The sequence below is a fragment of the Pontibacter populi genome (genome assembly GCF_019336435.1).
Taxonomy (GTDB): Bacteria; Bacteroidota; Bacteroidia; order Cytophagales; family Hymenobacteraceae; genus Pontibacter; species Pontibacter humidus.
Genome location: NZ_JAHWXQ010000001.1, coordinates 345,039 through 369,607, shown reverse-complemented (window position 1 = coordinate 369,607; position 24,569 = coordinate 345,039). Strand labels below are relative to the sequence as shown.

Genomic DNA, 24,569 nt, shown 5'->3' with positions numbered 1-24,569 from the left:
GGTTACGGAAGCACCCGTGCCGTGATCTTTTAGAAGTACAAGACCCGCAAAACAGGAAGGAAGTTCTTAAGTGAAATAAGCACCTTACTTTAAACAGCTTTTACCAGTAAAGAGCTCTGCATCAAGGTTATTATTCCGGCAGCCAACTATAGTTTTCATGAACTGAAAGGCAGAGGTTAAAACTATAGTTGATCAAAATGCTATAAAAACAAAAAAGCTCTTCGTAGGCGAAGAGCTTTTTAATATGTGATAGCCTATAGTTTAGCGTTGGCCGCCATTCATAGAATCATTGGTTGCCATAATTACATTGTCAACTACATGAATTACGCCGTTCGATGCTTCAACATCCGGAACGATGATATGAGCGCCCCCAATGGTAACCTGGTTTCCGGTTGCTGTGCTTATTGGGATATACCTGTTATTGTCCAGCGTAATACGCTGTGTTTCTTTAAAAGAAGTAGATGCTACCTCGTTTGGGAGGATATGCGCCATCAGTATTTCAGAGAGTTTATTTTTGTTCTGTGGCAGCAGCAGGGTCTCTAATTGTTCCTTCGATAGTTTAGAGAATGCTTCGTTTGTAGGAGCAAATAAAGTATAAGATCCATCTGCCTGAAGATCATCGGTCAGGCCGGCTGTTTCCATTAACTGCACAAAAGTTGACAGGTTAGGACTTTGTTTCGCCAGATCCATTAAACTCTGCGTTTTAGTATCTGCGATATTCTTGAACATGTCGCCCACCTCTTCAGTATTTTCAAGAGAAAGTGCTGCAATTGGCGTTACAGCTACTACCTCTTCTGTAACAACAACTGCATCTGCGTCATCCGCATCATCTGCTTCTGTGTCTCCTGCCATAGTTTGCGTCTCGCTCATGTTTACATCACTGGCAGTGGTGTCATCCATTTTGTCGTTAGAGCTGGCACAGCCATAGAATACTGCCGATGCGAGCACTACAGCTGCAAAAGACGTTGCTTTTATCATTTTCATAGTTTGTCATTAATTTAATTGAACATTCATTTTCTACCGGTCTTTATAGCCGGTGTGTTACTAATCATCTGCCTGAGTAGCAAATTAATTATTAGTACGTTCAAGGGTGGTCGTAGCCGTCAGGCTTAGGTTGTGGTGCTGATGCAGAGGAGATCAGCTTGTATGGATAAATAAGCAGTTGCTTACCTTATAGTTTGCGATGGCATCCACGGGTTTAACCGCCGATTGCGATGGCTGTAATTACATCATCAACAATATGTACTACGCCATTCGAAACTTCAACATTAGGTTTTACGATTTTTGCGCCGCCTATAGTTACAGTTTTGTCAGGGCTTACCTGCACGTTAATTACTTTGTTGTCGGCTGTTTTTATACGCTGTGCGTCTCTGAACTCCGTAACGTAAACTTTATTCGGGAGAATATGGGCCTGCAGAACTTTTATCAGTTTAACCTTATTTTCAGGTGCAAGCAGCTCATCTAGTTCATTTTTGCTCAGATGTTGGAAGGCGGCATTTGTGGGAATAAAAACTGTGAACGGGCCTTTTGATTTCAGAACATCGGTTATCTCAGCCTTCTCGGTAAGCGTTACAAAAGTGGTCAGGTTTTGGTTTGAGTTTGCAAGCGCCATGATGTCGAACTGCCTGGTGTTGCCCAGTTCTTCAAACATTTCGTTATAGTTGATTTCTGCGCTGCGCCCGGCTTCTGCAGCATCACCTTCCATGGTCTGGGTCTCGCTTATAGTTGTACCCGTGGTCTCATCTACCTTATCAGAACTGGCACAGCCTAGTAACAGTACCGATGTAACTATAACAGCTGAAACCTGGCTTAACATCTTATTTTTCATAGCCTCACATATTTTAAATCCCGATTTCTGATGTTTACAGTACTTCTTTAACTGTAGTTAGGGTAAAATGTTAGGCCTGGAAAAGCGAAGGGCCTATACAAAATACATTGTATGGGCCCTTCGCTAAGTAATATAGGTGGTTCGCCTGTTAATTATAAACCTTAACCACGAATACAAAATCTTTTAACTTTTTGAGCTGCTGTGGCCGGCTGTTGCCAGCCAGCGTATTTGCTTTTGGTAACGAAACAGGGGAGAGGGTTGTCGCTAAAGGCAGTTCACTGATTAGTTGTAACAGGTACGCCGACTTAATAGCGAATGCTGCGCCTTCCTGGCCTGCCTGCTTGCCACTAATTACCCCAATCAGGTTGCCTTTATCATCTAATAATGGGCCGCCACTATTACCCGGGTTAAGCGGAATAGAAATCTGGTAAGCGGTAGTATCTCCCTGGAAACCTGAAGTAGAGCTTAATGAACCCTCACCAAAAACGATATCCTCGCGCGGGTAACCCAGGGTATAAACCATTTCGCCAAGGTCAGATTCTGTGGTTTTAAACGTATAAGGCAGCTTGCTGAAGCCTGCAAATCCCGCATCTTCCACCTTAAGTATTGACAGATCGTGCACCTGGTCGCGGTAAACTTCGCTTACTTTGTATTTCGCGCCGGATGTATTCTCGATCATAATAGAGTCGGCACCTTCTACAACGTGCGAACTCGTAACCAGGTAACCATTAGCGCTGAGAGCAAAACCCGTTCCGCTTACACTTGCAGGGCGGGGAGCAGGCTTCGTCGTATTGTTAATGTCTTTTATAATTGCTGTTTGTGCCCGCTTCAGTTTGTCCAGTTCCCGGCGAAGCTCAACATAATGTGCAGTCTGTTGCTTTACAGGTTCTTTCATCTGTTGCACACTCCACAATGTTCCGAAAACTGATAATAACGATACGCTTGCGGCCACGGCCATAGTTTGCGCATGGCGTTTCCAGAATATCTGCCACTTTGGAGTTTGCTGAGATGAATTTTCTGTTTCCATCTCTGTATGGAAGGCGTTCAGTTTGCCGCGGAGTTCTTGGCGCTGGCCATATTGCTGCATGGTGTTCAGCAGGGTACGGTGTTCTTTCAACCGCTCGGCTAACCTTAAGTCAGTTTGCAGTAATGCCTCAAAGGCAGCTTTTTCATCAGCTACCATTTTTCCGGCCAGGTACCGCTCCATTTGTTCGTACATCAGGTATTCCATCTCTGCGCTATACTTATGCCTTCACAGGCGTATTAATTTCGATCTAAACCAGGTTATACTGTTGCCTGGTAAGCGGTAAAGAATAATTTCTTGAGCCGCTGCAGGCATTTATATTTCTGGTTTTTGGCGGTGTCGGTGTTGGTATATCCAAATCTGTCGGTTATGTCCTGCATGTTCTGCATCCGGATGTAGTAATCTTCCAGCAGTGTTTTGCAGGGCTCGCCCAGTTGGTTCATGGCATCTTCCATCACCCCGAATCGTCGTTCATTTTCTTCCTGCTGGGGCACATCATCCTCCAGCATCAGGTAGTTCTCAGCATCGTCCATCTTAGTGGCGAACCGGCCTTTCTCAGCAAGTTTTTTTAGCCAGAGCCTGCGGCATACCGAGTAGAGGTATGTCTTTATCTGGCAGGTAAGCTCCAGGCTGTCAGACTTTACCTTTTCGTAGAAAACAATTACGCCTTCCTGGTAAATGTCTTTGGCTTCGTCGTCGGTTCCGCTGTTGCTAAGTATAAAATGAGATATCATCGGGAAGTGGAGTTTGTACAGGTGGGCCAGTGCCCGGTCGTCTCCAAACCGGATCCCCTCTATAATCGCCTCATCCGTCTCATACAAACCTTTCTTCATTCCGCTCTGATTTTAATACTGTTTTGTTGTTAATGTAACCCAGTAAAAAATATTTTTAATTTTTTTCTCTGAGGCGGGTTACCTCTGTGCTTTTCTGGTATGAACTTCAAAATCGAAACCAAAACACTTAATTACAAACACAAAATGAAAAATTTATTCAAATTCGCCGTTGTAGCTTTCGCTCTTGTATCTTTCACAGCTTGCAACACTGAGCCAGCTACTACTGAAGGTGAAGACACTACAATCGAAGAAACTACTGTTGAAGAAACTACTGTAGATACAACCGGTACTACTGTAGATACTACTTCTACTACAACTACTACTACTGACTCTACTGTAGTTCAGTAATTTAACTCAGAACTTTAGGATAACACTTATAGTTCTAAAAACACATAAGAAGTCCTCTGTACGTTGGTGCAGAGGACTTCTTATTTTTAAAGCAACTATAAAAAGCCCGCTAACTATAACAGGCATTTTTTATAGTTTTTTTATTTAGCGGCTTTACGTCGCTGCATTTCTTTATTGATGAGTGTAAACTCGCGGCTGCTCTGCCCGGCAATAGCGGTATTTTCGTTGGCACGGCGCAGCAGGTAAGGCATAACTTCTCTTACAGGGCCATAAGGCACATACTTCGCTACATTGTAACCTGCATTGGCCAGGTTATACGACAAGTTATCACTCATGCCAAATAGCTGGGCAAAGTATACACGCTCGTCGTTACGGGCAATGTTATGTTTGTCCATCAGCTCCATCAGCAGGTAACAGCTTGCCTCGTTATGCGTGCCGTTGCAGAAAGCAATACGATCAATGTTTTCAACACAAAACTGAAGTGCCTTGTTAAACAGATCATCGGTAGCCTGCTTACTAGGGTTTATCGGGTTTGAGTAGCCAATTTCGGCGGCACGTTTGGCTTCTTTTTCCATGTAAGCACCGCGTACCAGTTTGCCACCCAGGTAGTAGTTTTTAGCCATGGCATTTTCGTAATCGCGCTTCAGCACAGCAAGGCGGTCGTGGCGGTATAGTTGGTAGGTGTTGTAAACGATGGCTTTCTCTTTGTTGTAGAGCTCCATCATTTCGTAGGTCAGGTTATCGATAGGTTCCTGAATCCAGCTTTCTTCGGCATCTACAAACACGCGAACATCGGCTTCGTAGCATCTTTTGCAGATGGTATTTACGCGCTCACGGCCACGTTCAAAAGCAGTTTTTTCAGCTGCTGTTAAGGTAGTTCCAGCCTGTACTTTCTCCAGTAGTTTTACATCGATAAGGCCGGTAACTTTAAACACCGAAAATGGGATCGCCTTGTTGCCACGGGCCTTCTCTACGGTTCTTAAAAGCTCGTTCATGGTAGCATCAAAGCTCTTCTCGTTGCCTTCGCCTTCTACAGAGTAGTCCAGTATAGTTCCGATGTTATAGGTACTCAGTTCCTTAATGGCCCGCTCTGATTCTTCTATTGTTTCGCCACCGCAAAAATGGCTGAACACTGTTGGCTTAATAATGAATTTAACCGGCAGGTGCAGGTTAATGGCCGTATTTAAAAGTTTACCGCCAAACTTTACCAGCATATTATTGTTCATTGTCTTGAAAAGCAGGTACATTTTGTACAGCTCAGTATCAGACTTGGATGAAAATGCAACGGCAGTATTATCGAATGATACGTTTGAAACAGGATTCATAAATTGTATTGTATAGAAGCGCAAAGATAGTGCATCATCTACAGTTATCCATTTGTTTTTGTGTAAGATTTATAGTTACAACCTGCACAGCATGGGGCTTTTAAACCTGGGGCTAGTTATAGTTTACTTTTCAATTTGCACTACCTTTGCAGCAAGCATACTTCATAAATGGAATTTAAGGGAGAAGATAATTTTTTCAGGCAAATAACTGCCGGTCAGCCAAGACCGATCATTATTGCCGGACCATGCAGCGCCGAGAGCGAAGAACAGGTGATGCAGACGGCATTGGCTTTGCATGAGCAGCGGGTAGATATGTTCCGGGCTGGTATCTGGAAACCGCGTTCGCGACCAAACTCTTTCGAGGGCATTGGCTTGCAGGGGTTACAGTGGCTGGGTCGGGTAAAGCGTGAGCTGGGTATGCGCGTGAGCACAGAAGTGGCTACCGCCCGCCACGTTGAAGAAGCGCTGAAGCAGGAGATTGATGTGCTGTGGATTGGTGCCCGTACAACCGTAAATCCTTTTGCCGTACAGGAAATTGCCGATGCGCTGAAAGGCGCCAACGTACCTGTGATGGTAAAGAACCCGGTAAACCCGGACCTGGCTTTGTGGATAGGAGCATTGGAACGCGTGTATAATGCGGGTATTACCGATGTGGCTGCCATACACCGTGGTTTCTCCAATTATGAAAGATCAAAGTATAGAAATGTACCATTCTGGCAGATACCAATTGAGCTTAAATCGAAGTTCAGAAGTTTGCCGCTTATTGTTGACCCAAGCCACATTGCCGGCAACCGCGAGTTGTTACTGCCTGTTGCCCAGAAAGCACTGGATTTAGGCTATGATGGCATTATGCTGGAATCGCACCCGGACCCGGCCAACGCACTCAGCGATCCGGAACAACAGGTGACTCCCGCTGGCTTAAAGGAAATATTAGCAAAACTACAGGTTCGCAAAACCACCTACGACGACCAGGAACTTATAAACCGTGCCGAGAAATTACGTTTGCAGATTGACGAAGCCGACCAGCAGATTTTAAGAGCACTTACCAGGCGTATGGAGTTAGTAGAGCAGATCGGGCACTATAAGAAACAAAACAACGTACAGATATTACAGATAAGCCGCTGGAAAGAGATCTTCAGAAGCCGACCTGATTGGGCAAAAGAACTGGGCATGAACCCCGACTTTGTAGCAGAACTATACCGCCTGATCCACACGGAATCTATCCGGATACAGACCCGAATTCTGAACGGTGATAGTTAAAGAGTTATAGAGTTTGGGAGTTAGGGAGTTAGAGAGTGTTTTTTATACATTCTTAATATCTACAATTTCTGAAATTGTATTACTTACGTTTTACCACTGAACAATTATTTGACTACTAAACTATAAATCACTCATAAACTCTTTAACTCCTAAACTCTCAAACTGATTTTGAATGAAACGATAACTATAGGCTCCGATGCACTGCAGCAGTTGAAAGATATGTTGCTGAACCGTGCATTCAGTAAAGTAGCGGTGCTGGTTGATGAAAATACGCTGGTGCACTGTTACCCGTTGGTGAAGCCATATTTGCCGGAGCATCATCTTATTCAGATACAAAGTGGCGAAGCGCATAAAACCCTGCAAACCTGCGAGTACATCTGGCAACGCATGACCGAACTGAACCTGGATCGCTGGTCGGTGCTGGTAAATTTAGGCGGCGGTGTGATAGGGGATATGGGTGGTTTTTGTACGGCTTTGTTTAAGCGCGGGCTGTATTTTGTGCAGGTGCCAACTACTATGCTGGCCCAGGTTGATGCCAGCGTAGGCGGTAAAACAGGTGTCGATTTCCATGGACTTAAAAATCATATCGGAGTTTATAAAGAACCAGTTGCTGTATTCATTAACCCTGTTTTTTTGCAAACACTACCGCAGCGCGAAATAAAATCCGGGTACGCCGAAATTATAAAACACTGGCTGATTGCTGATGGGGAGATGTTTGAAACACAACGCCACATCGGGCTTTTTACGGAGAACTGGGATGAGCTTATCAGGCATTCGGTAGCCATAAAGTCTGCGGTTGTAGAAGCTGATCCGTTAGAAGGCGGTTACCGCAAAGTGCTGAACTTCGGCCACACGATCGGGCACGCTGTTGAAAGTTTTTTGATGGATAAACCGGGCCGCGAGCTGCTGCACGGTGAAGCGATTGCTGTCGGAATGCTCTGCGAAGCATACCTATCCGTAAAAAAGGAACTGCTTTCAAAAGAATCGCTGGACAAGATTGAAATATTCCTCATTTCGGTGTACGAAAAGGTACCGCTTACCGAAGACGAGATTCAAACTATAAGCCAATTTGCGTTACAGGATAAAAAGAATACCGGTGCAACTATAAATTGTACCTTGCTGCAGCGTATAGGTAGTGCCGTATACGACCAACCCATTACTTTACCCGAAATACAGGAAGCACTGCGCTATTACGCCTTACTATGATAAAAACCGTTACGCTCTCTCACCCGACAGGTGTACTTTCCGGAACTATAAACCTGCCTGCTTCCAAAAGCGAGGCTAACCGTGCTTTAATCATCGCAGCGCTGGCTGGCGGTAACTCTGATATCCAGAATCTCTCTGAAGCAAACGACACACAACTGCTGCAGCGCCTGCTCAAAAGTGATGCTGCAACGATAGATGCGGAAGATGCCGGAACTGTAATGCGTTTCCTGACGGCTTATTATGTCATTACAGGCCAGCAAAAAACGTTGACCGGCACCGATCGTATGTGCCAGCGGCCAATAAAAATTCTGGTTGAGGCACTTCGAGAGTTAGGCGCAACGATAGACTACTTACAGCAAGAAGGCTATCCGCCACTCAAGATCAGCGGCTTTAAAGGAATTGGTAATAATCACCTGAAAGTGCGCAGCGATATCAGCAGTCAGTATATTTCTGCTTTGCTAATGATTGCGCCCTTGCTGCCGGATGGGTTGATACTGGAACTGGAAGGAAAGATTGGAAGCCGGCCATATATTGAGATGACGCTTTCGCTGATGCAGCATTTTGGCGTATCAGCCACTTTTGAAAATAATATGATAGTTGTTGCCAACCAGAACTATAATCCCGCCACCTTCGCTGTTGAGCCAGACTGGTCGGCGGCCAGTTATTGGTATAGTATGGTGGCGCTTGCCAAAGAAGCAGATATTACGCTGCCCGGCTTAAGAGAAAATTCTTACCAGGGCGACAGGGCTATAGTTGATATAATGAGCCGGTTGGGTGTTTACACCGAATTCACTGAAACAGGCATCAGGCTAACCAAAAAACACTGCGAGAAGAAAGTAGCTTTCGACTTTACTAACTGCCCGGATCTTGCCCAAACTATAGTTGCCTTATGTGCAGCTTTGGGGGTAACACTGGAAATGACCGGTTTAGAAAGTCTGCGAATAAAAGAAACGGACCGTATTCAGGCGCTTCAGATTGAAGTGCTAAGTATGGGTGCATCGCTGGATGAAATGACACCCGGCGTTTTCAGGATGGAGCCGGCTATTCTCACCAAAAGTGAGCTTACTTTCAGAACTTACCAGGACCACCGTATGGCCATGGCTTTTGCACCAATTGCCCTGCTAGAACCTGTTCAGATTCAGGAACCTAGTGTAGTTCGTAAATCCTATCCGCGTTTTTGGGAGGATCTGGAGAAAGTAGGGTTTGAGGTAATCAGGAATAAAGAATAACCAATAAGCAGATTATTAATATCTAACTCTTTCGCTGGTGCGAGCTTGTAGCTCGTACTTTTTAAGAGTGCAATATTAGTACGAGCTACAAGCTCGCACTAGCAGCGGCCTGCACTTCCTCAATCAGCCCCTGCAAGTACTCTGGAGCCAACGTTAACCTGCTGCCATACCAGCTGAACATCTCTCCATCTACCACTTTTATAGTTGCAAGCGGGCATAGTGCCTGAAATTCAGCTATATGTTTTTCACTGAAAGGATAAGGCTCGGAAGAAAGAAGTATCAGTTGCGGATTTATCTGCTGTAAGAGTTCCGTTGAGATCTCCGGGTAACGCTCCAGATCAGCGAAGGCATTTATAAAACCGCAATGCTGCAGGATATTATCTATGAAGTTGTTACCGCCTACCGCCATATAGGGATTCCGCCAGATAAAGTAGGCCGTTTTGATAGGTTGTTGCGCTGGCAGCTGCAGTTGTTCAAATCCAGAACGTATAGTTTGGGTCAGCTGGTGTGCTCTAGTTTCTGTTCCTGTTCCTGTTATTTCACCAATCAGCTGCATCATTTCCAGTGAATCTTCCAGTGTATAGATGTCGCTCATCCAAACCGGGTACTGCTGCTGTAACTGTTCTATTCCTTCTTTATAGTTTTCTTCTTTATTTCCGATGATCAAATCCGGCTGGAGCTGCTCAATCACATCGAGTTTAAAATTCTTGGTGCCGCCCACTATAGTTTTCCCCTTCACCTGCTCTTTCGGGTGGATACAGAATTTGGTAAGACCAACTATACGGTCACCCAGACCTAAATCAAAAAGTAACTCGGTTTGAGATGGCACCAACGAAATAATGCGCTGCGGTAATTGCGACAGCGTAAGCTGGTGGCCCATCTGGTCGGTGAAGGTCAAGGATTAATGAATAGTGAGTAATAATGAATGAATAATGTGAAAATTCCAGTGGTAATTAATCCAGTGAACGCTTACGGTTTAGCAAAGTATAAGCGTTTCCATTCGTGGTAGCCTAATCCCGGAACCATGGCTTTTATAGTTGCCGGAAAACTTAATCCTACCTGCTTGCGGCGCATGTTTGTAGCTATCAGGTTAAGTACTATAGTGTTAATGGCAAATACCCACGGGAACGGAGCATCTTTACGAACAATAACAGTAACTATAAGAGCCAGCCAGGGTAGCCAGAACAGGAGCCAGAATTGATAGCGTTTCATAGGGTGCGGGGTTTATACTATTAAGTTACACTATTCTGCCTAAAAACAAAAAAGCCTCTTAAACACTTTTGCTTAAGAGGCTTTCTGACAGGTAACTATAGCTACTATTTCAGATAACGGAAATCCTGCTTGTCTTCTATCTTCAGAATTGTTTCGTAGATCAGTTTGATCACGTTTTCTACGTCATCCTTGTGCACGGTTTCCACGGTAGTGTGCATGTACTTCAGGGCAAGCGAGATCAAAGCAGAAGCCACACCTGCGTTGGAATAAGCAAAAGCATCGGTGTCGGTGCCGGTAGCACGTGAAACAGCCGAACGCTGGAACGGAATTTCTTTCTCCTGTGCTGTATTGATGATCAGGTCGCGCAGGTTGTTCTGCACGGCCGGACCATAGGCTATCACCGGACCTTTACCACAGTGAATATCGCCGCTGGTTTTCTTCTCATACATCGGCGACTGCGTGTCATGGGTTACGTCAGTAATAATGGCAACATCCGGGTTTATGCGGTGTGCAATCATCTCAGCGCCACGAAGACCGATCTCTTCCTGCACGGCATTAACAATGTATAAGCCAAAAGGCAGCTTGTGCTTGCGCTCATGTATCAGGCGGGCCACTTCAGCGATCATAAAACCACCTACACGGTTATCCAAGGCACGGCCTACATAGAATTTCTCGTTCATTACAGTGAACTCGTCCTCGAAAGTAGCGACGCAACCCACGTGTATGCCCATCTTTTCAACTTCCTCGCGGTTGGCAGCGCCACAGTCTAAAAATACGGTTTCTATAGTTGGAGCTTTGTCCTGCTCTACCTTACGAACGTGAATGGCCGGCCACCCGAAAACAGCTTTCACGATGCCTTTGGCAGTATAAATATTTACTCTTTTTGAAGGCGCGATCAGGGCATCAGAACCACCGTTGCGTTTCAGGTAAATATAGCCTTCCGGCGTAATGTAGTTCACAAACCAGCTGATCTCATCAGCATGCGCTTCTATTACTACTTTATATTCCGCTTCCGGATTGATAACACCCACTACGGTGCCATAGGTATCTACAAAGTAATCGTCAATGTATGGTTTTATATATTCCAGCCATAGTTTCTGCCCTTCCGACTCAAAACCAGTAGGAGAGGAGTTGTTCAGGTATTTCTGCAGGAAGTCGAAAGATTCTTGTCTCATGCTTGGACTAAATTATTCTTGTTAGTTGTTTGTTGTAGGTGAAACCAAAGTATAAAAATTTTCTACGAATAGCTATAAGTTATAACTGGTTTCCTGCAACTTATTTACAACGGAATATTACCGTGCTTTTTGCGTGGTAATGTTACAGCCTTGTTTTCCAGCATCTTAAATGCTTTTATAAGCTTGGCTCTGGTTTCTGATGGGAGTATAACTTCATCTATAAAACCACGGTGCGCGGCACGGTAAGGCGTTGCAAATTTCTCTTTGTATTCCTGTACTTTCTCGGCAAGTTTAGCTGCAGGGTCTTCGGATTCTGCAATTTCGCGTTTAAAGATAATCTCAGCGGCACCCTGCGCACCCATTACTGCAATCTCGGCAGTTGGCCAGGCATAGTTCATGTCGGCGCCGATGTGCTTGGAGTTCATAACATCGTAAGCGCCGCCGTATGCTTTGCGGGTAATAACCGTGATGCGCGGCACAGTAGCCTCGCAGAAGGCATAAAGCAACTTGGCACCATTGGTAATAATACCACGCCACTCCTGGTCAGTGCCTGGCAGGAAACCCGGAACATCTTCCAGCACTAAAAGCGGAACGTTAAAGCAGTCGCAGAAACGAACGAAACGGGCAGCTTTGGTGCTGGCGTTAATATCAAGTACGCCGGCCAGTACAGCAGGCTGATTGCCAACTATTCCAATGCTACGGCCACCCAAACGGGCAAATCCGACAACAATGTTATCGCCAAAGTTCTTGTGTACTTCAAAGAACGAATCTGCATCAATGATGCCCTCAATTATTTCGCGGATATCGTAAGGCTGGTTCGGGTTTTCCGGAACTATCGTATCGAGCACAGGACGTGTTTCGTCACCAGTAGACTCGTATGGCAGGGCAGGAGGTAGCTCTTCGCAGTTCTGCGGTATGTAGCTAAGCAGTTTTTTGATGTGGTTGATGCACTCTACTTCGTTGGCGCAAGAGAAGTGCGTTACACCGCTTTTGGTGCTGTGCGTGCTGGCACCACCCAGTTCTTCAGACGTTACGTTTTCATGCGTAACCGTTTTCACCACGTTAGGACCGGTCACGAACATGTACGAAGTGTCTTCCACCATCATAATAAAGTCGGTGATGGCAGGAGAGTAAACCGCGCCACCTGCGCATGGTCCCATAATAGCTGAGATCTGAGGGATAACGCCGGAAGCCAGTGTGTTACGGTAGAAAATATCCGCATATCCACCCAGCGATACCACACCTTCCTGGATACGTGCCCCACCAGAGTCGTTCAGGCCGATAACCGGAGCACCGTTTTTCATAGCCAGCTCCATGATCTTAACGATCTTCTCGGCATGGGTTTCAGATAGAGAGCCACCCAGCACGGTAAAATCCTGAGAGAAAACATATACCAAACGACCGTGCACTGTACCATAACCGGTAACTACACCATCACCCAGGTAATATTGTTTGTCCAGGCCAAAGTCTTTGGAGCGGTGCATTACAAACTTGCCGATCTCCTCAAAAGAGCCTTCGTCCATCAGTAAATGGATACGTTCGCGTGCGGTTAGTTTGCCTTTTTTATGTTGTGCATCTATACGGTCTTGTCCGCCACCAAGTAATGCTTCCGCGTTTTGCGCTCCAGCGTTGCCAGTTGGGACTCTCTGATTTCTCCAGCCATGTAAATTGTAGTATAACTAATTTATAATGTTCAGTCTATCTGTTCCCCAAATTTAAAAACTATAGTTCGATTTCAGGTATAGTTCTATACTTTTTTGGATATATAGGTGAAGTATATGCTATAGTTTAGTTCCTGCGTGTTCTTTCCGATTGGTAATCTCATGCCCTCGCTCGCGTCCCGCGAGTGTGAATTATTGGTGGCGTCCCGCCACGTTATGAAACTATAGTTCTACTCTACCTGATATTGCGGCCAAAGGCCGTAAAATAGCTCACACTCGCGGGACGCGAGCGAGGACACAAACCTCATGCAAAACAAAAAGGCCATCCAACTTGGATGGCCTTTCTCTATAGTTTAAAATTCATTATTCTTTCGACTTATCGCCGTCAGTAGACTTGGTTGGTTCCTTGTCTTCATCTATTTCATCAGAAGCTAAATTGCTTTTCGCTTTTTTGCCACTTTTCTTAGATGTGAAAGTAAGCTGTTCCTTGCCTTCTTCGTGTTCTACCTGGATTACATCACCCTGGTTTACTTCGGCTTTCAGTATCTCTTCCGCAATCGGGTCTTCGATATACTTCTGAATAGCACGGTTCAACGGACGGGCACCGTACTTCGGATCGTAGCCTTTTTCAGCAACAAAGTCCTTAGCTTTAGCTGTAAGTTCGATCTTGTAACCCAATGCTTCAACACGCTTAAACAACTTGCCAAGCGATAGCTCGATGATCTTGTGCATATCCTCACGACCAAGTGAGTTAAACACGATCACGTCGTCCAAACGGTTCAGGAACTCAGGCGAGAAGGTTTTCTTCAGCGCACTGGCTATAGTTCCTTTCATGATCTCGTCCACGTTGTCCTGCTTGGTCTTCGACATAAAACCGATACCGGCACCAAAGTCCTGAAGATCACGGGCACCAATGTTAGAGGTCATGATGATGATCGTGTTACGGAAGTCAACCTTGCGGCCTAAACCATCGGTTAAAATACCATCATCCAGCACCTGCAGCAACAGGTTGTATACATCCGGGTGCGCTTTCTCAATTTCATCCAGCAACACTACAGAGTATGGCTTACGACGGATCTTTTCGGTCAGCTGGCCACCTTCTTCGTAACCAACGTAGCCCGGAGGCGCTCCCACCAAGCGAGATACACTGAATTTCTCCATGTACTCACTCATGTCTATTCTTACAAGCGAATCTTCTTTATCGAACAGGTAAGTAGCCAGCACTTTCGCAAGCTCTGTTTTACCAACACCAGTCGGGCCCAGGAATACGAACGAACCAATCGGCTTTTTCGGATCTTTCAGACCAACGCGGGTACGTTGGATCGCTTTCACCAATTGCTTGATCGCTTTTTCCTGACCAATTACTTTACCGCTCAGTTCATCGGCCATGTTCAATAGCTTCTGGCCTTCGTTCTGTGCAATACGCTTCACTGGTATACCTGTCATCATGGCAATAACTTCTGCCACATTTTCCTCTTTTACCGTGTAACGCTTCTTCTTGGTCTCTTCTTCCCAGTTCTTTTTCGCGGTGTCAAGCTGGTCAATGAGTTTTTTCTCTTTATCACGTAGTTGCGCAGCCTCTTCGTACTTCTGGCTCTTCACTACCCGGTTCTTCTCTACCTTAATGTTCTCTATCTGCTCTTCCAGCTTCAGGATATCTTCAGGTACAATGATGTTGTTGATGTGCACGCGCGCACCAGCCTCATCCAATACGTCAATTGCTTTGTCTGGCAGGAAGCGGTCGCTCATGTAGCGGTCCGATAGCTTCACACAGGCCTCAATGGCTTTATCTGTATAGTTTACGTGGTGGTGATCCTGGTACTTGTCTTTAATGTTGTTCAGGATCTCAACAGTTTCCTCAGGAGTAGTCGGGTCTACCATTACAATCTGGAAACGACGGGCTAACGCACCATCTTTCTCGATGTACTGGCGGTATTCATCCAGCGTAGTTGCACCGATGCATTGAATCTCGCCACGGGCAAGTGCCGGCTTAAACATGTTAGAGGCATCCAGTGAGCCAGAAGCGCCACCGGCTCCAACTATAGTATGCAACTCATCAATGAACAGGATCACATCCGGAGATTTTTCCAGCTCATTCATCACCGCTTTCATACGCTCTTCAAACTGGCCACGGTACTTGGTACCTGCCACTAAAGAGGCCAGATCCAGCGTTACCACACGCTTATTGAAAAGCACACGGCTTACCTTTTTCTGGATAATGCGCAGCGCAAGGCCTTCAGCTATAGCTGTTTTACCAACACCAGGCTCACCTATCAGGATCGGGTTGTTCTTTTTACGGCGGCTCAGTACCTGGGCCACACGCTCGATCTCTTTCTCACGGCCAACTATAGGGTCCAGCTTGTCGTCTTCGGCCAGTTTCGTTAAGTCGCGGCCAAAGTTGTCGAGTACCGGCGTGCGCGATTTCTCGCCCGGTTTTTTGCTGGCACTGCCGGCACGGGAAGAAGATGAGCTGCCAAATAATTTATCAGAATCGTCAGAATCATCCGTATCTGACGACGCAAGTGGATTATTGCTATGATAATCCAGAGAGTCTCTTATTGCTTCGTAGTTCACGTTAAATTTCGCTAAGATTTGAGAAGAAATGTTGTCCTCGTCCCGAAGGATGGACAGTAGGAGGTGCTCGGTTCCTATAATGTCACTTTTGAAGATCTTTGCCTCCAAGTAAGTGATCTTGAGTACCTTCTCAGTTTGTTTTGTAAGCGGGATGCTGCCGGTAATATTGCTGTTTTGCGAAGCAGTGTTACGTGTAGCCTGTTCTAAAGCGTACTTCAGTTCATCTATCGAAACACCCAGCTTCTTAAGCAGGGCGATGGCAGTTCCTTCTCCTTCCCGGATCATACCCAGCACCAGGTGTTCAGTGCCGATGTAGTCGTGTCCGAGACGAATAGCTTCCTCACGGCTGAGTGAGATAACCTCTTTCACTCGGTTTGAGAATTTAGCTTCCATGTATAATTATTAATCTAAAAAAAGTCTAAAACAGATAATTAATTGAGGCTGACAGGATTAGCCTACTTCTAAACACGCCAGACAGCTTAATTGTTCAGCTAACTTGCCAAGCTTTATGTAAGATAAGTAAGTGATGCCGGCCCTTGTGTAAACAATAAGTCAATTATACTTAACTCTGGTACAAATTGTTTGCCAAATACTTGCGTATAGGGGTTTACGTGCAAATTGTCAGGAATGATTTTTGGATGTATCCTGTTTCGCAGGTCCAGCACTTTTGCCGGCGCTTCTGACTGATACGAATCTGTGAAATTAAGTGGCTTATTTAATCTAAGTAATTTAAGATAAAGCCGCAACAGTTCAACGTTAAGCTCAAACAAATATTTTGGCTGTCGCTCATAAACCTGTTGTATATAGTCACTGTAAAATTCAAAATAAGGTGCCCGGCCATAGGCTGCCTGTATTGTTCGCCAGTGCACGTTATACCATTTCTGGCTATAGTCTATCTCAATTTCGGTTATTACAGTTTTGTCTTTGCTGTTTCCTTTCAGTACCGGGATGCTGAGCGGCACTACGCCCTGGGCGGTAAGTACATGGCAGCGGTTGCGGTAACTTTGCTTCACATAATTCTCATGCTGCTCAATAAGCAAACCATCAGACTGAAGCACTTGCCGGAAGTACTCAACCGGCGGATTATACATAAGTTCGGTAAGTAATATCAAATTATGAATTATGAATTATGAATTATGAATTATGAATTATGAATTATGAATTATGAATTATGAATTATGAATTATGAATTGCTGTCGCTAATAAAATTGAAATAAACCAAAGGGAAAAGCCTTTGTTATACTTTGTATGCATTACAGGTTTATTCTATAGTTGCTTGTAGCATTGCACAACTATAACGTTACTTCTCTCCAGCTCTCATTTCTAATTCATAATTTCTAACTCATAATTCTGATTAGGTTGTACCTTTACGCAGCCTTAATGCGCTATGAGCAAAAAACAAGAGATACCAATTTATTATTACCCGCTTGAGCTGCTGCTCAAAGGTTTATCCTTACTTCCGCTTCCGGTTTTATATCTGCTGGCAGACCTGCTGTATTTTATAGTTTACCATATAGTTGGTTATCGCAAAAAAGTAGTGCTGAATAACCTCTGCAGTTCCTTTCCTGAAAAATCGGAAGCCGAAATAAAAACGATTGCCAAAGCATTTTACAACCAGCTTACGGACGTGGTTGTAGAAATACTGAAACTGCGCTCTATGAATAAGGAAGAGATGGAACGCCGTATAGTTTTTGCAAACCAGGAGCTGCTGGACGACTTTGTGAAAAGTGGAACGCCCGTTATTACAATGGGTTCGCATTCCTGTAACTGGGAATGGGTGCTTTCTGCCGGAGCTGTACAGTTCGATTTTCCGGCCGAAGGAGTTTATAAGCCGCTCAATAACCCTTACTTCGAAGACTTTATGCTAAGGACGCGGAGCAGGTTAGGCGCAAGGCTGATAAAGATGAAAGACACGTTGCGCGATTTTGCGGCGAACCGCCATGTGCCACGTGTTATAGCAATGCTCTCAGACCAGACTCCGCTAAGAAGCGAAATAACTTTCTGGACTACTTTCCTGAACCAGGATACACCTTTCTATGAAGGGGCAGAAAAGCTGGCCAAAAAGTTTAAATACCCTGTTATGTTCCTGGATGTTAAGCGAACACAACGTGGTTTTTATACCTTAACATTCGAGCTGATTTCGGACGGCACTTCTGATGCGGTTCCGATCACAGAGATTTTCGCACAAAAGCTGGAAGCTGCCATTCGTCACGCTCCCGCCAATTACCTCTGGACCCACAAACGCTGGAAACACAGGCGGCCAGAGGCCGCCGTAAGTTAGAAAGTTGAGCGAATAATGCTATTCGTGAGTTAACTTTCTAACTTACCCTTTTCTAACTTTCTAACTATAAAAACTCTTCAATATCACCGGCGCCCTGGCGTAGTACTTCAAAATCGTTAGCAGCATCCACTACCGTAGAGGCAATGTTGTTTCCCGGGCCACCGTCAATTACCATATCTACCAGGTTTCTGTATTTCTCATAGATCAATTCGGGGTCGGTGCTATATTCCAGCACTTCGTCTTCATCACGAATAGAAGTAGAAACTATAGGATTACCCAATTCACGTACCAGGGCCAGCGCAATATTATTATCAGGCACCCGTATGCCTACGGTTTTCTTCTTAGCGGCAGCATATTTAGGTACATGGCTGGTTGCATCTAAAATAAACGTAAATGGTCCCGGCAACGCTTTCTTCATCACCTTATAAGTAGGTGTATCTATTTTAGCGTAATCCGAAATGTGGGTTAAATCGGAGCAAATAAAAGAGAGGTTTACCTTGTCGGGTTTTACGCCCTTTATCTGGCATACACGTTCTATGGCGCGCGCATTGTGTATGTCGCAGCCCATGCCATAAATAGTATCGGTAGGGTAAATGATCACGCCGCCGTTACGCAGCACTTCTACAGCTTCACGAATTTTTTTATCCTGCGGATTGTCCGGATGTATCTGTAGGAAGATAGCGTTGCTCATAGTTTATAGTATAGAATATCTTTAAAGTATAGTTTTATAGGCATACTCTTTTCAGGGGCCAAACGTTTTGCTATAGTTTAAGGCAGTGCCGCTTGTGCTATAGTTTGTTTTAAGGCCGCTGGTGCAGTTGCGCAAATATAATTCATTCATTCGCATAGCTACTCATTCGCAATTAGCAACATAAGTGTTATTTTTGACCCCGATATAACAACAGGCGCAGAAACTATAAACCTCCTTTGCGCCTTTATTACTATTATGGCTAAGAAAGTCACTACAACCAAAAGAAAGAAAAAAGAAAAGAGTAAGGTAATACCTGCCTTGTCGGTGCTGTTTGTACTGCTGTTTGTCTCCTTCTCTTATTATGCGTACCAGATCGTGTATACCACCAATGTAGACACAAAAGATCAGGATACTTACGTATACATCCCGACCGGTGCCACCTACGAACAGGCCATGGACTCCGTGGAAGCAAGTGGTGTAATCATCGATCCGCTGTCGCTGCGCTTTATGGCCAAGCTGATGGACTATGACGAACTGGTAAAGCCGGGCCGTTATAAGCTGGAAAGTGGGTGGGGCAACCGCCAGTTAATTGGTGTGCTGCGTACCGGGCAACAGACGCCGGTAAAACTAACCTTTACGAATGTGCGTCTACGCAACCAGCTCGCCGAGAAACTTGCTGCCGAGGTAGAACCATCCGAAGAGGAAATAGACGCACTGCTGAGCGATCCGGAATACCTGGGAACCCTGGACTTCGACACGACCAATGTGGTAAGCATGTTTATCCCGAATACCTACGAAGTTTACTGGACCATTACTGCTAAAGAGCTGATGGAACGTATGAAGTCGGAGTATGATAAGTTCTGGACAGAAGAGCGCCTTGAGAAAGCCGAAAAGCTGAATTTAACACAGCAGCAGGTTTCTACGCTGGCATCTATAGTTCAGGCTGAAACTATAAAGAACGACGAAAAGCCACGCGTTGCCGGTGTTTACCTGAACCGTCTGGAAAAAGGAATGCTGCTTCAGGCTGACCCGACTGTAGTTTTTGGTGTGGGTGATTTTAGCATCCGCCGTGTACTTAACGTGCACCTTCGTCACGATTCGCCTTACAATACTTACCGCTATAAAGGCTTACCACCGGGCCCGATAAATGTGCCAAACATTTCCAGTATAGATGCGGTGCTAAACCCGGAGAAACACGATTATATTTATTTCTGCGCTAAAGAAGACTTCTCAGGTTACCATAGTTTTGCGGTAACAGTAGCTGAGCACCAGGCTAACGCCCGCCGCTACCAGAAGGCCCTGAACGAGCGCAGGATCTTAAAATAACACTTGGACGAAAGACTGTTTGACAAAGGACAAAAGAGAAGTTTATAATTACTGTCCTTTGTCTTAAGTCAAAAAATCCTTTGTCAGAATAAAAACTATGTTCGAATCAGAAGTACAGATACGTGTGCGCTATGCCGAAACCGACCAGATGGGTTATGTTTACTATGGCAACTATGGCGCTTATTACGAAGTAGCACGTACCGAAGTGTTTCGCAGGCTGGGCATTCATTACAAAGAGATGGAAGCCACCGGAACTATGATGCCCGTACTGGAGCTGAAATGCAAGTATATACGCCCGGCTAAGTACGATGACCTGCTAACCATTAAGCTGTTTGTAAAGCATAAGCCACTCGGTACACGTATAAAGTTTGAATACGAAGTGTATAACGAGGAGCAAACACTACTGAATATAGGCGAAACTACCATGGTTTTTGTAGATATGCAGACCGGCAGGCCAACAGCAGTGCCTGAGTTGATACACCAGAAACTGGATTCGTATTTTAGCGAATGAAGTATAACCAGCAATACCTGAAGCGCCGCAGGGCTTACCGTAAGTTTATCGTTTTCTTGAAAAGGTGGCGGTTTAACAACGGGCAGTCGTCGGTGTATGAGGTGGCCGATGTGCTGCTGGGCGAGCTACGCCTGGACTCCATCACCAAGCGCGCCTCTTACATGGCCTTCAACTTTACGCTGGCAATTTTTCCGAGCATCATCTTCCTCTTCACGCTCATTCCCTACATACCGAGTGTGCTGCAAATGGACCTGAGCGAGAACATTCTGAGCTTTCTTACAGATTTTCTACCAACTGAAATGTATACGGTTGCTTACGGAACTATAGAAGATATCGTAAACAAACCGCGTGGGGGGCTATTATCATTCGGTTTTCTGTTTGCGCTGGTACTTTCCACGAATGGCATTATGTCGTTGATGGATGCTTTTGACAAAAAATACCACACATTCTACAAGCGCACCTATGTCAGGAAACGCCTGATTGCAACTATACTTACTGTGGCTTTGTCGCTTATTCTTTTCACGGCAGTGGCTGCTATCTTCTTCGGCCAATGGATACTGGATGCGCTGGTGTTTTATGAAGTGGTAACAGAAAGTTATACTTATACTTTGATCGTAATCCTGAAGTATGTGGCTATCGTCTTGTTGTTCTTGCTGGCTACTTCCCTTATCTATTATTACGTTCCGGCTATCGAAGATAAATGGCCTTTCTTTTCGGCAGGGGCTGTAGTAGCTACGGGTCTGATCTTCCTGGTGTCGATGATCTTTTCAATGTACATCAGTGCTTTCGATACTTATAACAAATTCTACGGCTCCATTGGGGCGCTGATAGGTTTGATGATCTGGCTGGACTTTATTTCGATGATCCTGATACTGGGTTTCGAGATAAATGTGAGTATTGATTCGGTGACTAAACGCCTGGTTCGCCGCAAAAAGCTGGTTGCAGAAGAAACGGTGTAGCGAAAAGGCTGGTGAACTATAAAATTTTGTTCTTCTGAATCAGGGGTTTATAGTTTAAGCGGTAAAACAAGCAAAAAATATTACCGTATAGTTTTGAAAATTGAGCACAGCACCATACTTTTGTGCACGATTAATTACAGAGAGTTGGCGGAGTGGTCGAACGCGGCGGTCTTGAAAACCGTTGACTGTAACAGGTCCGGGGGTTCGAATCCCTCACTCTCTGCAAAGCCTGAGCTACACAGCTCAGGCTTTTTTGTTTTATAGGCTTAGAGCTGCATGAATCTTTATTATAAACTTTTCTATAGTTGTGGAAGAACCTTTTGGAAACTGCTATGCACGGAGATGCAATATGTAGCGTCTTTAGAGCTATTTTACCTGCTCAACCAATCCGGCACAAAACTCTCCTACTATAGCCAAACTATAAGCAAACCTGTACCACGAGTTCAAAGTAGTAACGCCAGACTCGCTCCAACCGCTGCTACATGACCTGTTTGCAACTAACACTTTCTGGGAACTTAAAACAGAGCAAGCCACAGCAAAGCAAACCAAAACAGGAGCCTGGCAAGTAACGCTTAACCTGTAGACACGGAAATTTGTGGTAGATAGCATTGGCGTAGAAACTAAGGCTCCTATAAAGGACTGGGTGGAGGTAGGTATCTTTGGCCCGGCTCACAAAGGTGAGGAGAGAGGAAAGCCTCTATACCTGAAAAAACACTTAATAAATTCACCAAATCAAACTGTTACCATACTGGTTCCGGGCAGACCTGCAAAAGCAGGTATAGATCCGAACTACCTGCTCGTAGATTGGGAGTTAAAGGATAATACCCAGGATGTGAAAATGTAGAGTAGATAGGTCAAAAATACGCTGACATCAGTATAGACTTAAACGCGCAATGCCTACAAAATTGATTTGGCTGAAATAACTTCGCTTAATTGTTCAAGCACTATTCAGGCTCACAGGTATAGTTAAAACCGCAGTGCTAGACAAGTAGAGTTGTTTTATCTGGTTTGTCTGGTGCTTTAATTTATTAGTGCGTCACAGCTGTATCATTTATAAAACGTATCAGATTTTACTCCGGGGAGGTATCTTTAAAAGGCTTTAACTTTAACAGTGCCTGATGCTAATATGTCGGTATATTTAAAAGTTTAATTACATTTATAAGACCCCTGCTTTCGAACCAGATATACTTGGCTTGTGAAGCAGATCATCTATAGTTCGTAAGTTAATTCCTGTCACCTCTATCTTTTTGCACATGTATAGCTCTTTACTTAAAACAGCTGGTTTAAAAGCCTTGCTGGTCATCACATCATTAAGTTTTATTGTTAATGGTTGTGTTAGCTTAGTTAATACGATAGATGGATCCCAGAACAGGGGTGTGCTTGCAGATAAAGCAATGGTTGTGTCTGCGCATCCTGAAGCCTCCCGGGTAGGATTAGAGATAATGAGAAAGGGAGGGAATGCCTTTGATGCAACAGTTGCAACGCAGTTTGCCCTGGCGGTGGTTTTCCCGGTGGCCGGCAATATTGGTGGCGGTGGTTTTACTGTGTATCGTTCCTCAAATGGTGAAACCGGATCTATTGATTATCGCGAGACCGCACCCGCCGCAGCCTTTGCTACGATGTACCAGGATAGTGCTGCTAATGTAATTGCAGGCCTGAGTACAGACGGACATTTAGCAGTGGGTATACCTGGCACTGTAGATGGCATGGTTAAACTGCATCAGAAACTTGGTGTGCTTCCGTGGGCTGAACTGGTGCAGCCTGCAATTGACCTTGCGCGTAATGGTGTTGTGTTGACCCCAAGAGAAGCAGAAGGCTTAAATAATACACGGGAAGAATTTCTGAAGATCAACAAGCATACGCCTTACCTTACTCAAAAACAGAAGTGGCAAGCCGGTGATACGATCTTTCATAAAGATCTGGCACTAACACTGGAACGGATTCGGGATAAAGGACGTGATGGTTTTTACGCCGGCAAAACAGCTGATTTGCTTGTGCAGGAGATGCAGCAGGGGAAAGGTATAATCTCAAAAGAGGATCTTGCAAACTATACTTCAGTATGGCGAAAGCCTTTGGAAGGCACCTATAAAGGCTATAAAGTTATTTCAATGGCGCCGCCATCAAGCGGAGGTATTGCGCTACTGCAACTACTGGCTATGGTAGAGCCGCGCACCTTAAGTAAGTATAAGTGGCAAAGTGCGGAGGTGATTCAGCTTATGACAGAAGCCGAGCGTCGTGTGTATGCAGACCGTGCTACCTACCTGGGTGACCCTGATTTTGTAAAAGTACCTGTACAGGAATTACTCAACAGATCTTACCTGGAAGAAAGGCTTAGCACGTTTAGTATGGAAAAAGCAACGCCATCTTCAGAAGTAAAAGCTGGTAACCTGATGTTTCTAGAGTCAGACCAGACAACCCATTTCAGTATAATAGATCCGGCAGGTAATGCAGTCTCGACCACTACAACATTGAATGGCGCTTATGGCTCTAAAGTAGTAGTTAATGGTGCAGGTTTCTTACTTAACAATGAGATGGACGATTTCAGTGTGAAGCCAGGTGTGCCGAACATGTTCGGTTTAGTGGGAGGGGAGGCCAATGCCATTGCACCCGGTAAGCGCATGCTAAGTTCTATGACGCCAACCATACTGGAAAAGGATGGGAAGTTATTTATGGTGGTGGGTACTCCTGGCGGTTCTACAATTATTACATCAGTTTTCCAGGCCATACTAAATGTAGTAGAGCATGACATGACGATGCAGCAGGCAGTAGCAGCCCCGCGGTTTCATCATCAGTGGTTACCAGATGTAATCCAGCACGAGCCTGACGCCATTAGCCCAAATGTGAGAACTATACTTGAGAGTAAAGGGTACAAGCTGGAGCAGCGCAATCGATATGGCAGAGTGGATGCTATACTTGTATTGCCGAACGGAAAATTAGAAGCAGGCGCTGACCCGAGGGGTGATGATGCAGTGGTAGGTTTTTAAGGTTTATAAATTGATTCATTGCTGCAAAGTTTAGCCCTTAGGCTTTTATTAGGAAACTCTTAGCGTGTTTGTTGCTACATGTTTACTAGTATGTATTTCCTGCGGCAGCAAGCGCAGTTATTCCATTTGTAGTAAGTCGTTA

The 24,569-nt window shown here is 45.0% G+C and carries 21 protein-coding genes, 1 tRNA gene and 1 pseudogene; 11 read left to right on the top strand and 12 right to left on the bottom strand.

What is annotated here, in order from left to right:
- Positions 1-261 precede the first annotated feature (261 nt).
- The 4 genes from KYK27_RS01560 to KYK27_RS01545 form a co-directional block, all read right to left on the bottom strand.
- The gene (locus KYK27_RS01560) at positions 262-984 is read right to left on the bottom strand and encodes a fasciclin domain-containing protein (RefSeq protein WP_199108312.1); all 723 of its coding nucleotides are present in this window, start codon (positions 982-984) and stop codon (positions 262-264) included.
- A 214-nt stretch (positions 985-1,198) separates the two neighbouring features.
- Positions 1,199-1,828 (bottom strand): fasciclin domain-containing protein, encoded by a 630-nt coding sequence (locus KYK27_RS01555; RefSeq protein ID WP_199108311.1) that lies wholly within the window; start codon positions 1,826-1,828, stop codon positions 1,199-1,201.
- A gap of 148 nt (positions 1,829-1,976) precedes the next feature.
- Positions 1,977-3,059: a S1C family serine protease gene (locus tag KYK27_RS01550; RefSeq protein WP_199108310.1), complete on the bottom strand. Its 1,083-nt coding sequence runs from the start codon at positions 3,057-3,059 to the stop codon at positions 1,977-1,979.
- Between the two features lie 53 nt (positions 3,060-3,112).
- Entirely contained in the window at positions 3,113-3,685 is a 573-nt protein-coding gene (locus tag KYK27_RS01545; protein ID WP_199108309.1) for an RNA polymerase sigma factor, read from the bottom strand.
- A 144-nt stretch (positions 3,686-3,829) separates the two neighbouring features.
- Here KYK27_RS01545 and KYK27_RS01540 point away from each other — a divergent pair, with 144 nt between their 5' ends.
- Positions 3,830-4,033, top strand: coding sequence for a hypothetical protein (locus KYK27_RS01540; RefSeq protein ID WP_199108308.1), 204 nt, complete (start codon positions 3,830-3,832; stop codon positions 4,031-4,033).
- A 140-nt stretch (positions 4,034-4,173) separates the two neighbouring features.
- On the opposite strand, the gene KYK27_RS01535 is transcribed toward KYK27_RS01540, so the two are convergent.
- On the bottom strand, positions 4,174-5,358 hold the full coding sequence (locus KYK27_RS01535; RefSeq protein ID WP_199108307.1) for a proline dehydrogenase family protein: 1,185 nt from the start codon (positions 5,356-5,358) through the stop codon (positions 4,174-4,176).
- A gap of 168 nt (positions 5,359-5,526) precedes the next feature.
- Here KYK27_RS01535 and KYK27_RS01530 point away from each other — a divergent pair, with 168 nt between their 5' ends.
- The 3 genes from KYK27_RS01530 to KYK27_RS01520 all read left to right on the top strand — a co-directional run bounded on the left by KYK27_RS01530 (position 5,527) and on the right by KYK27_RS01520 (position 9,053).
- Positions 5,527-6,618 carry a bifunctional 3-deoxy-7-phosphoheptulonate synthase/chorismate mutase type II gene (locus KYK27_RS01530; protein ID WP_199108306.1) on the top strand — a complete coding sequence of 364 codons (1,092 nt, stop codon included), beginning with the start codon at positions 5,527-5,529 and terminating at the stop codon, positions 6,616-6,618.
- A gap of 168 nt (positions 6,619-6,786) precedes the next feature.
- Positions 6,787-7,824: a 3-dehydroquinate synthase gene (gene aroB, locus KYK27_RS01525; protein ID WP_199108305.1), complete on the top strand. Its 1,038-nt coding sequence runs from the start codon at positions 6,787-6,789 to the stop codon at positions 7,822-7,824.
- Positions 7,821-9,053, top strand: coding sequence for a 3-phosphoshikimate 1-carboxyvinyltransferase (locus tag KYK27_RS01520; RefSeq protein WP_199108304.1), 1,233 nt, complete (start codon positions 7,821-7,823; stop codon positions 9,051-9,053). Before aroB ends, KYK27_RS01520 begins: the two co-directional genes overlap by 4 nt.
- Before the next feature lie 85 nt (positions 9,054-9,138).
- On the opposite strand, the gene KYK27_RS01515 is transcribed toward KYK27_RS01520, so the two are convergent.
- From KYK27_RS01515 to KYK27_RS01490, 6 genes and pseudogenes are all read right to left on the bottom strand, one after another.
- Entirely contained in the window at positions 9,139-9,933 is a 795-nt protein-coding gene (locus KYK27_RS01515) for an ABC transporter substrate-binding protein (RefSeq protein WP_199109185.1), read from the bottom strand.
- Between the two features lie 89 nt (positions 9,934-10,022).
- Entirely contained in the window at positions 10,023-10,265 is a 243-nt protein-coding gene (locus KYK27_RS01510) for a hypothetical protein (protein WP_199108303.1), read from the bottom strand.
- A gap of 104 nt (positions 10,266-10,369) precedes the next feature.
- Positions 10,370-11,440: a M42 family metallopeptidase gene (locus KYK27_RS01505; protein ID WP_199108302.1), complete on the bottom strand. Its 1,071-nt coding sequence runs from the start codon at positions 11,438-11,440 to the stop codon at positions 10,370-10,372.
- 104 nt (positions 11,441-11,544) lie between these two features.
- Positions 11,545-13,059: pseudogene (locus KYK27_RS01500) on the bottom strand (acyl-CoA carboxylase subunit beta); the annotation flags it as partial.
- Positions 13,060-13,464: 405 nt separating this feature from the next.
- On the bottom strand, positions 13,465-16,068 hold the full coding sequence (locus KYK27_RS01495) for an ATP-dependent Clp protease ATP-binding subunit (protein WP_199108301.1): 2,604 nt from the start codon (positions 16,066-16,068) through the stop codon (positions 13,465-13,467).
- A 113-nt stretch (positions 16,069-16,181) separates the two neighbouring features.
- Positions 16,182-16,766 (bottom strand): WbqC family protein, encoded by a 585-nt coding sequence (locus tag KYK27_RS01490; RefSeq protein WP_199108300.1) that lies wholly within the window; start codon positions 16,764-16,766, stop codon positions 16,182-16,184.
- Between the two features lie 296 nt (positions 16,767-17,062).
- Here KYK27_RS01490 and KYK27_RS01485 point away from each other — a divergent pair, with 296 nt between their 5' ends.
- Positions 17,063-17,956 carry a lysophospholipid acyltransferase family protein gene (locus tag KYK27_RS01485; RefSeq protein ID WP_199108299.1) on the top strand — a complete coding sequence of 298 codons (894 nt, stop codon included), beginning with the start codon at positions 17,063-17,065 and terminating at the stop codon, positions 17,954-17,956.
- Between the two features lie 64 nt (positions 17,957-18,020).
- Here the strand turns inward: KYK27_RS01485 and KYK27_RS01480 are convergent, their stop codons facing one another.
- The gene (locus KYK27_RS01480; protein WP_199108298.1) at positions 18,021-18,647 is read right to left on the bottom strand and encodes an L-threonylcarbamoyladenylate synthase; all 627 of its coding nucleotides are present in this window, start codon (positions 18,645-18,647) and stop codon (positions 18,021-18,023) included.
- Positions 18,648-18,902: 255 nt separating this feature from the next.
- On the opposite strand from KYK27_RS01480, the gene mltG reads away from it, so the two are divergent.
- From mltG to ggt, 6 genes are all read left to right on the top strand, one after another.
- Positions 18,903-19,973 carry an endolytic transglycosylase MltG gene (gene mltG, locus KYK27_RS01475; protein WP_199108297.1) on the top strand — a complete coding sequence of 357 codons (1,071 nt, stop codon included), beginning with the start codon at positions 18,903-18,905 and terminating at the stop codon, positions 19,971-19,973.
- Between the two features lie 97 nt (positions 19,974-20,070).
- Positions 20,071-20,484, top strand: coding sequence for an acyl-CoA thioesterase (locus KYK27_RS01470; RefSeq protein ID WP_199108296.1), 414 nt, complete (start codon positions 20,071-20,073; stop codon positions 20,482-20,484).
- Positions 20,481-21,443, top strand: coding sequence for a YihY/virulence factor BrkB family protein (locus KYK27_RS01465; RefSeq protein WP_199108295.1), 963 nt, complete (start codon positions 20,481-20,483; stop codon positions 21,441-21,443). The genes KYK27_RS01470 and KYK27_RS01465 overlap by 4 nt, the downstream gene beginning before the upstream one ends.
- A gap of 138 nt (positions 21,444-21,581) precedes the next feature.
- Positions 21,582-21,666, top strand: a tRNA-Ser gene (locus KYK27_RS01460).
- A gap of 372 nt (positions 21,667-22,038) precedes the next feature.
- Positions 22,039-22,287 carry a hypothetical protein gene (locus tag KYK27_RS01455; protein WP_199108294.1) on the top strand — a complete coding sequence of 83 codons (249 nt, stop codon included), beginning with the start codon at positions 22,039-22,041 and terminating at the stop codon, positions 22,285-22,287.
- Positions 22,288-22,696: 409 nt separating this feature from the next.
- The gene (gene ggt / locus KYK27_RS01450) at positions 22,697-24,427 is read left to right on the top strand and encodes a gamma-glutamyltransferase (RefSeq protein WP_370583610.1); all 1,731 of its coding nucleotides are present in this window, start codon (positions 22,697-22,699) and stop codon (positions 24,425-24,427) included.
- Positions 24,428-24,569 lie beyond the last annotated feature (142 nt).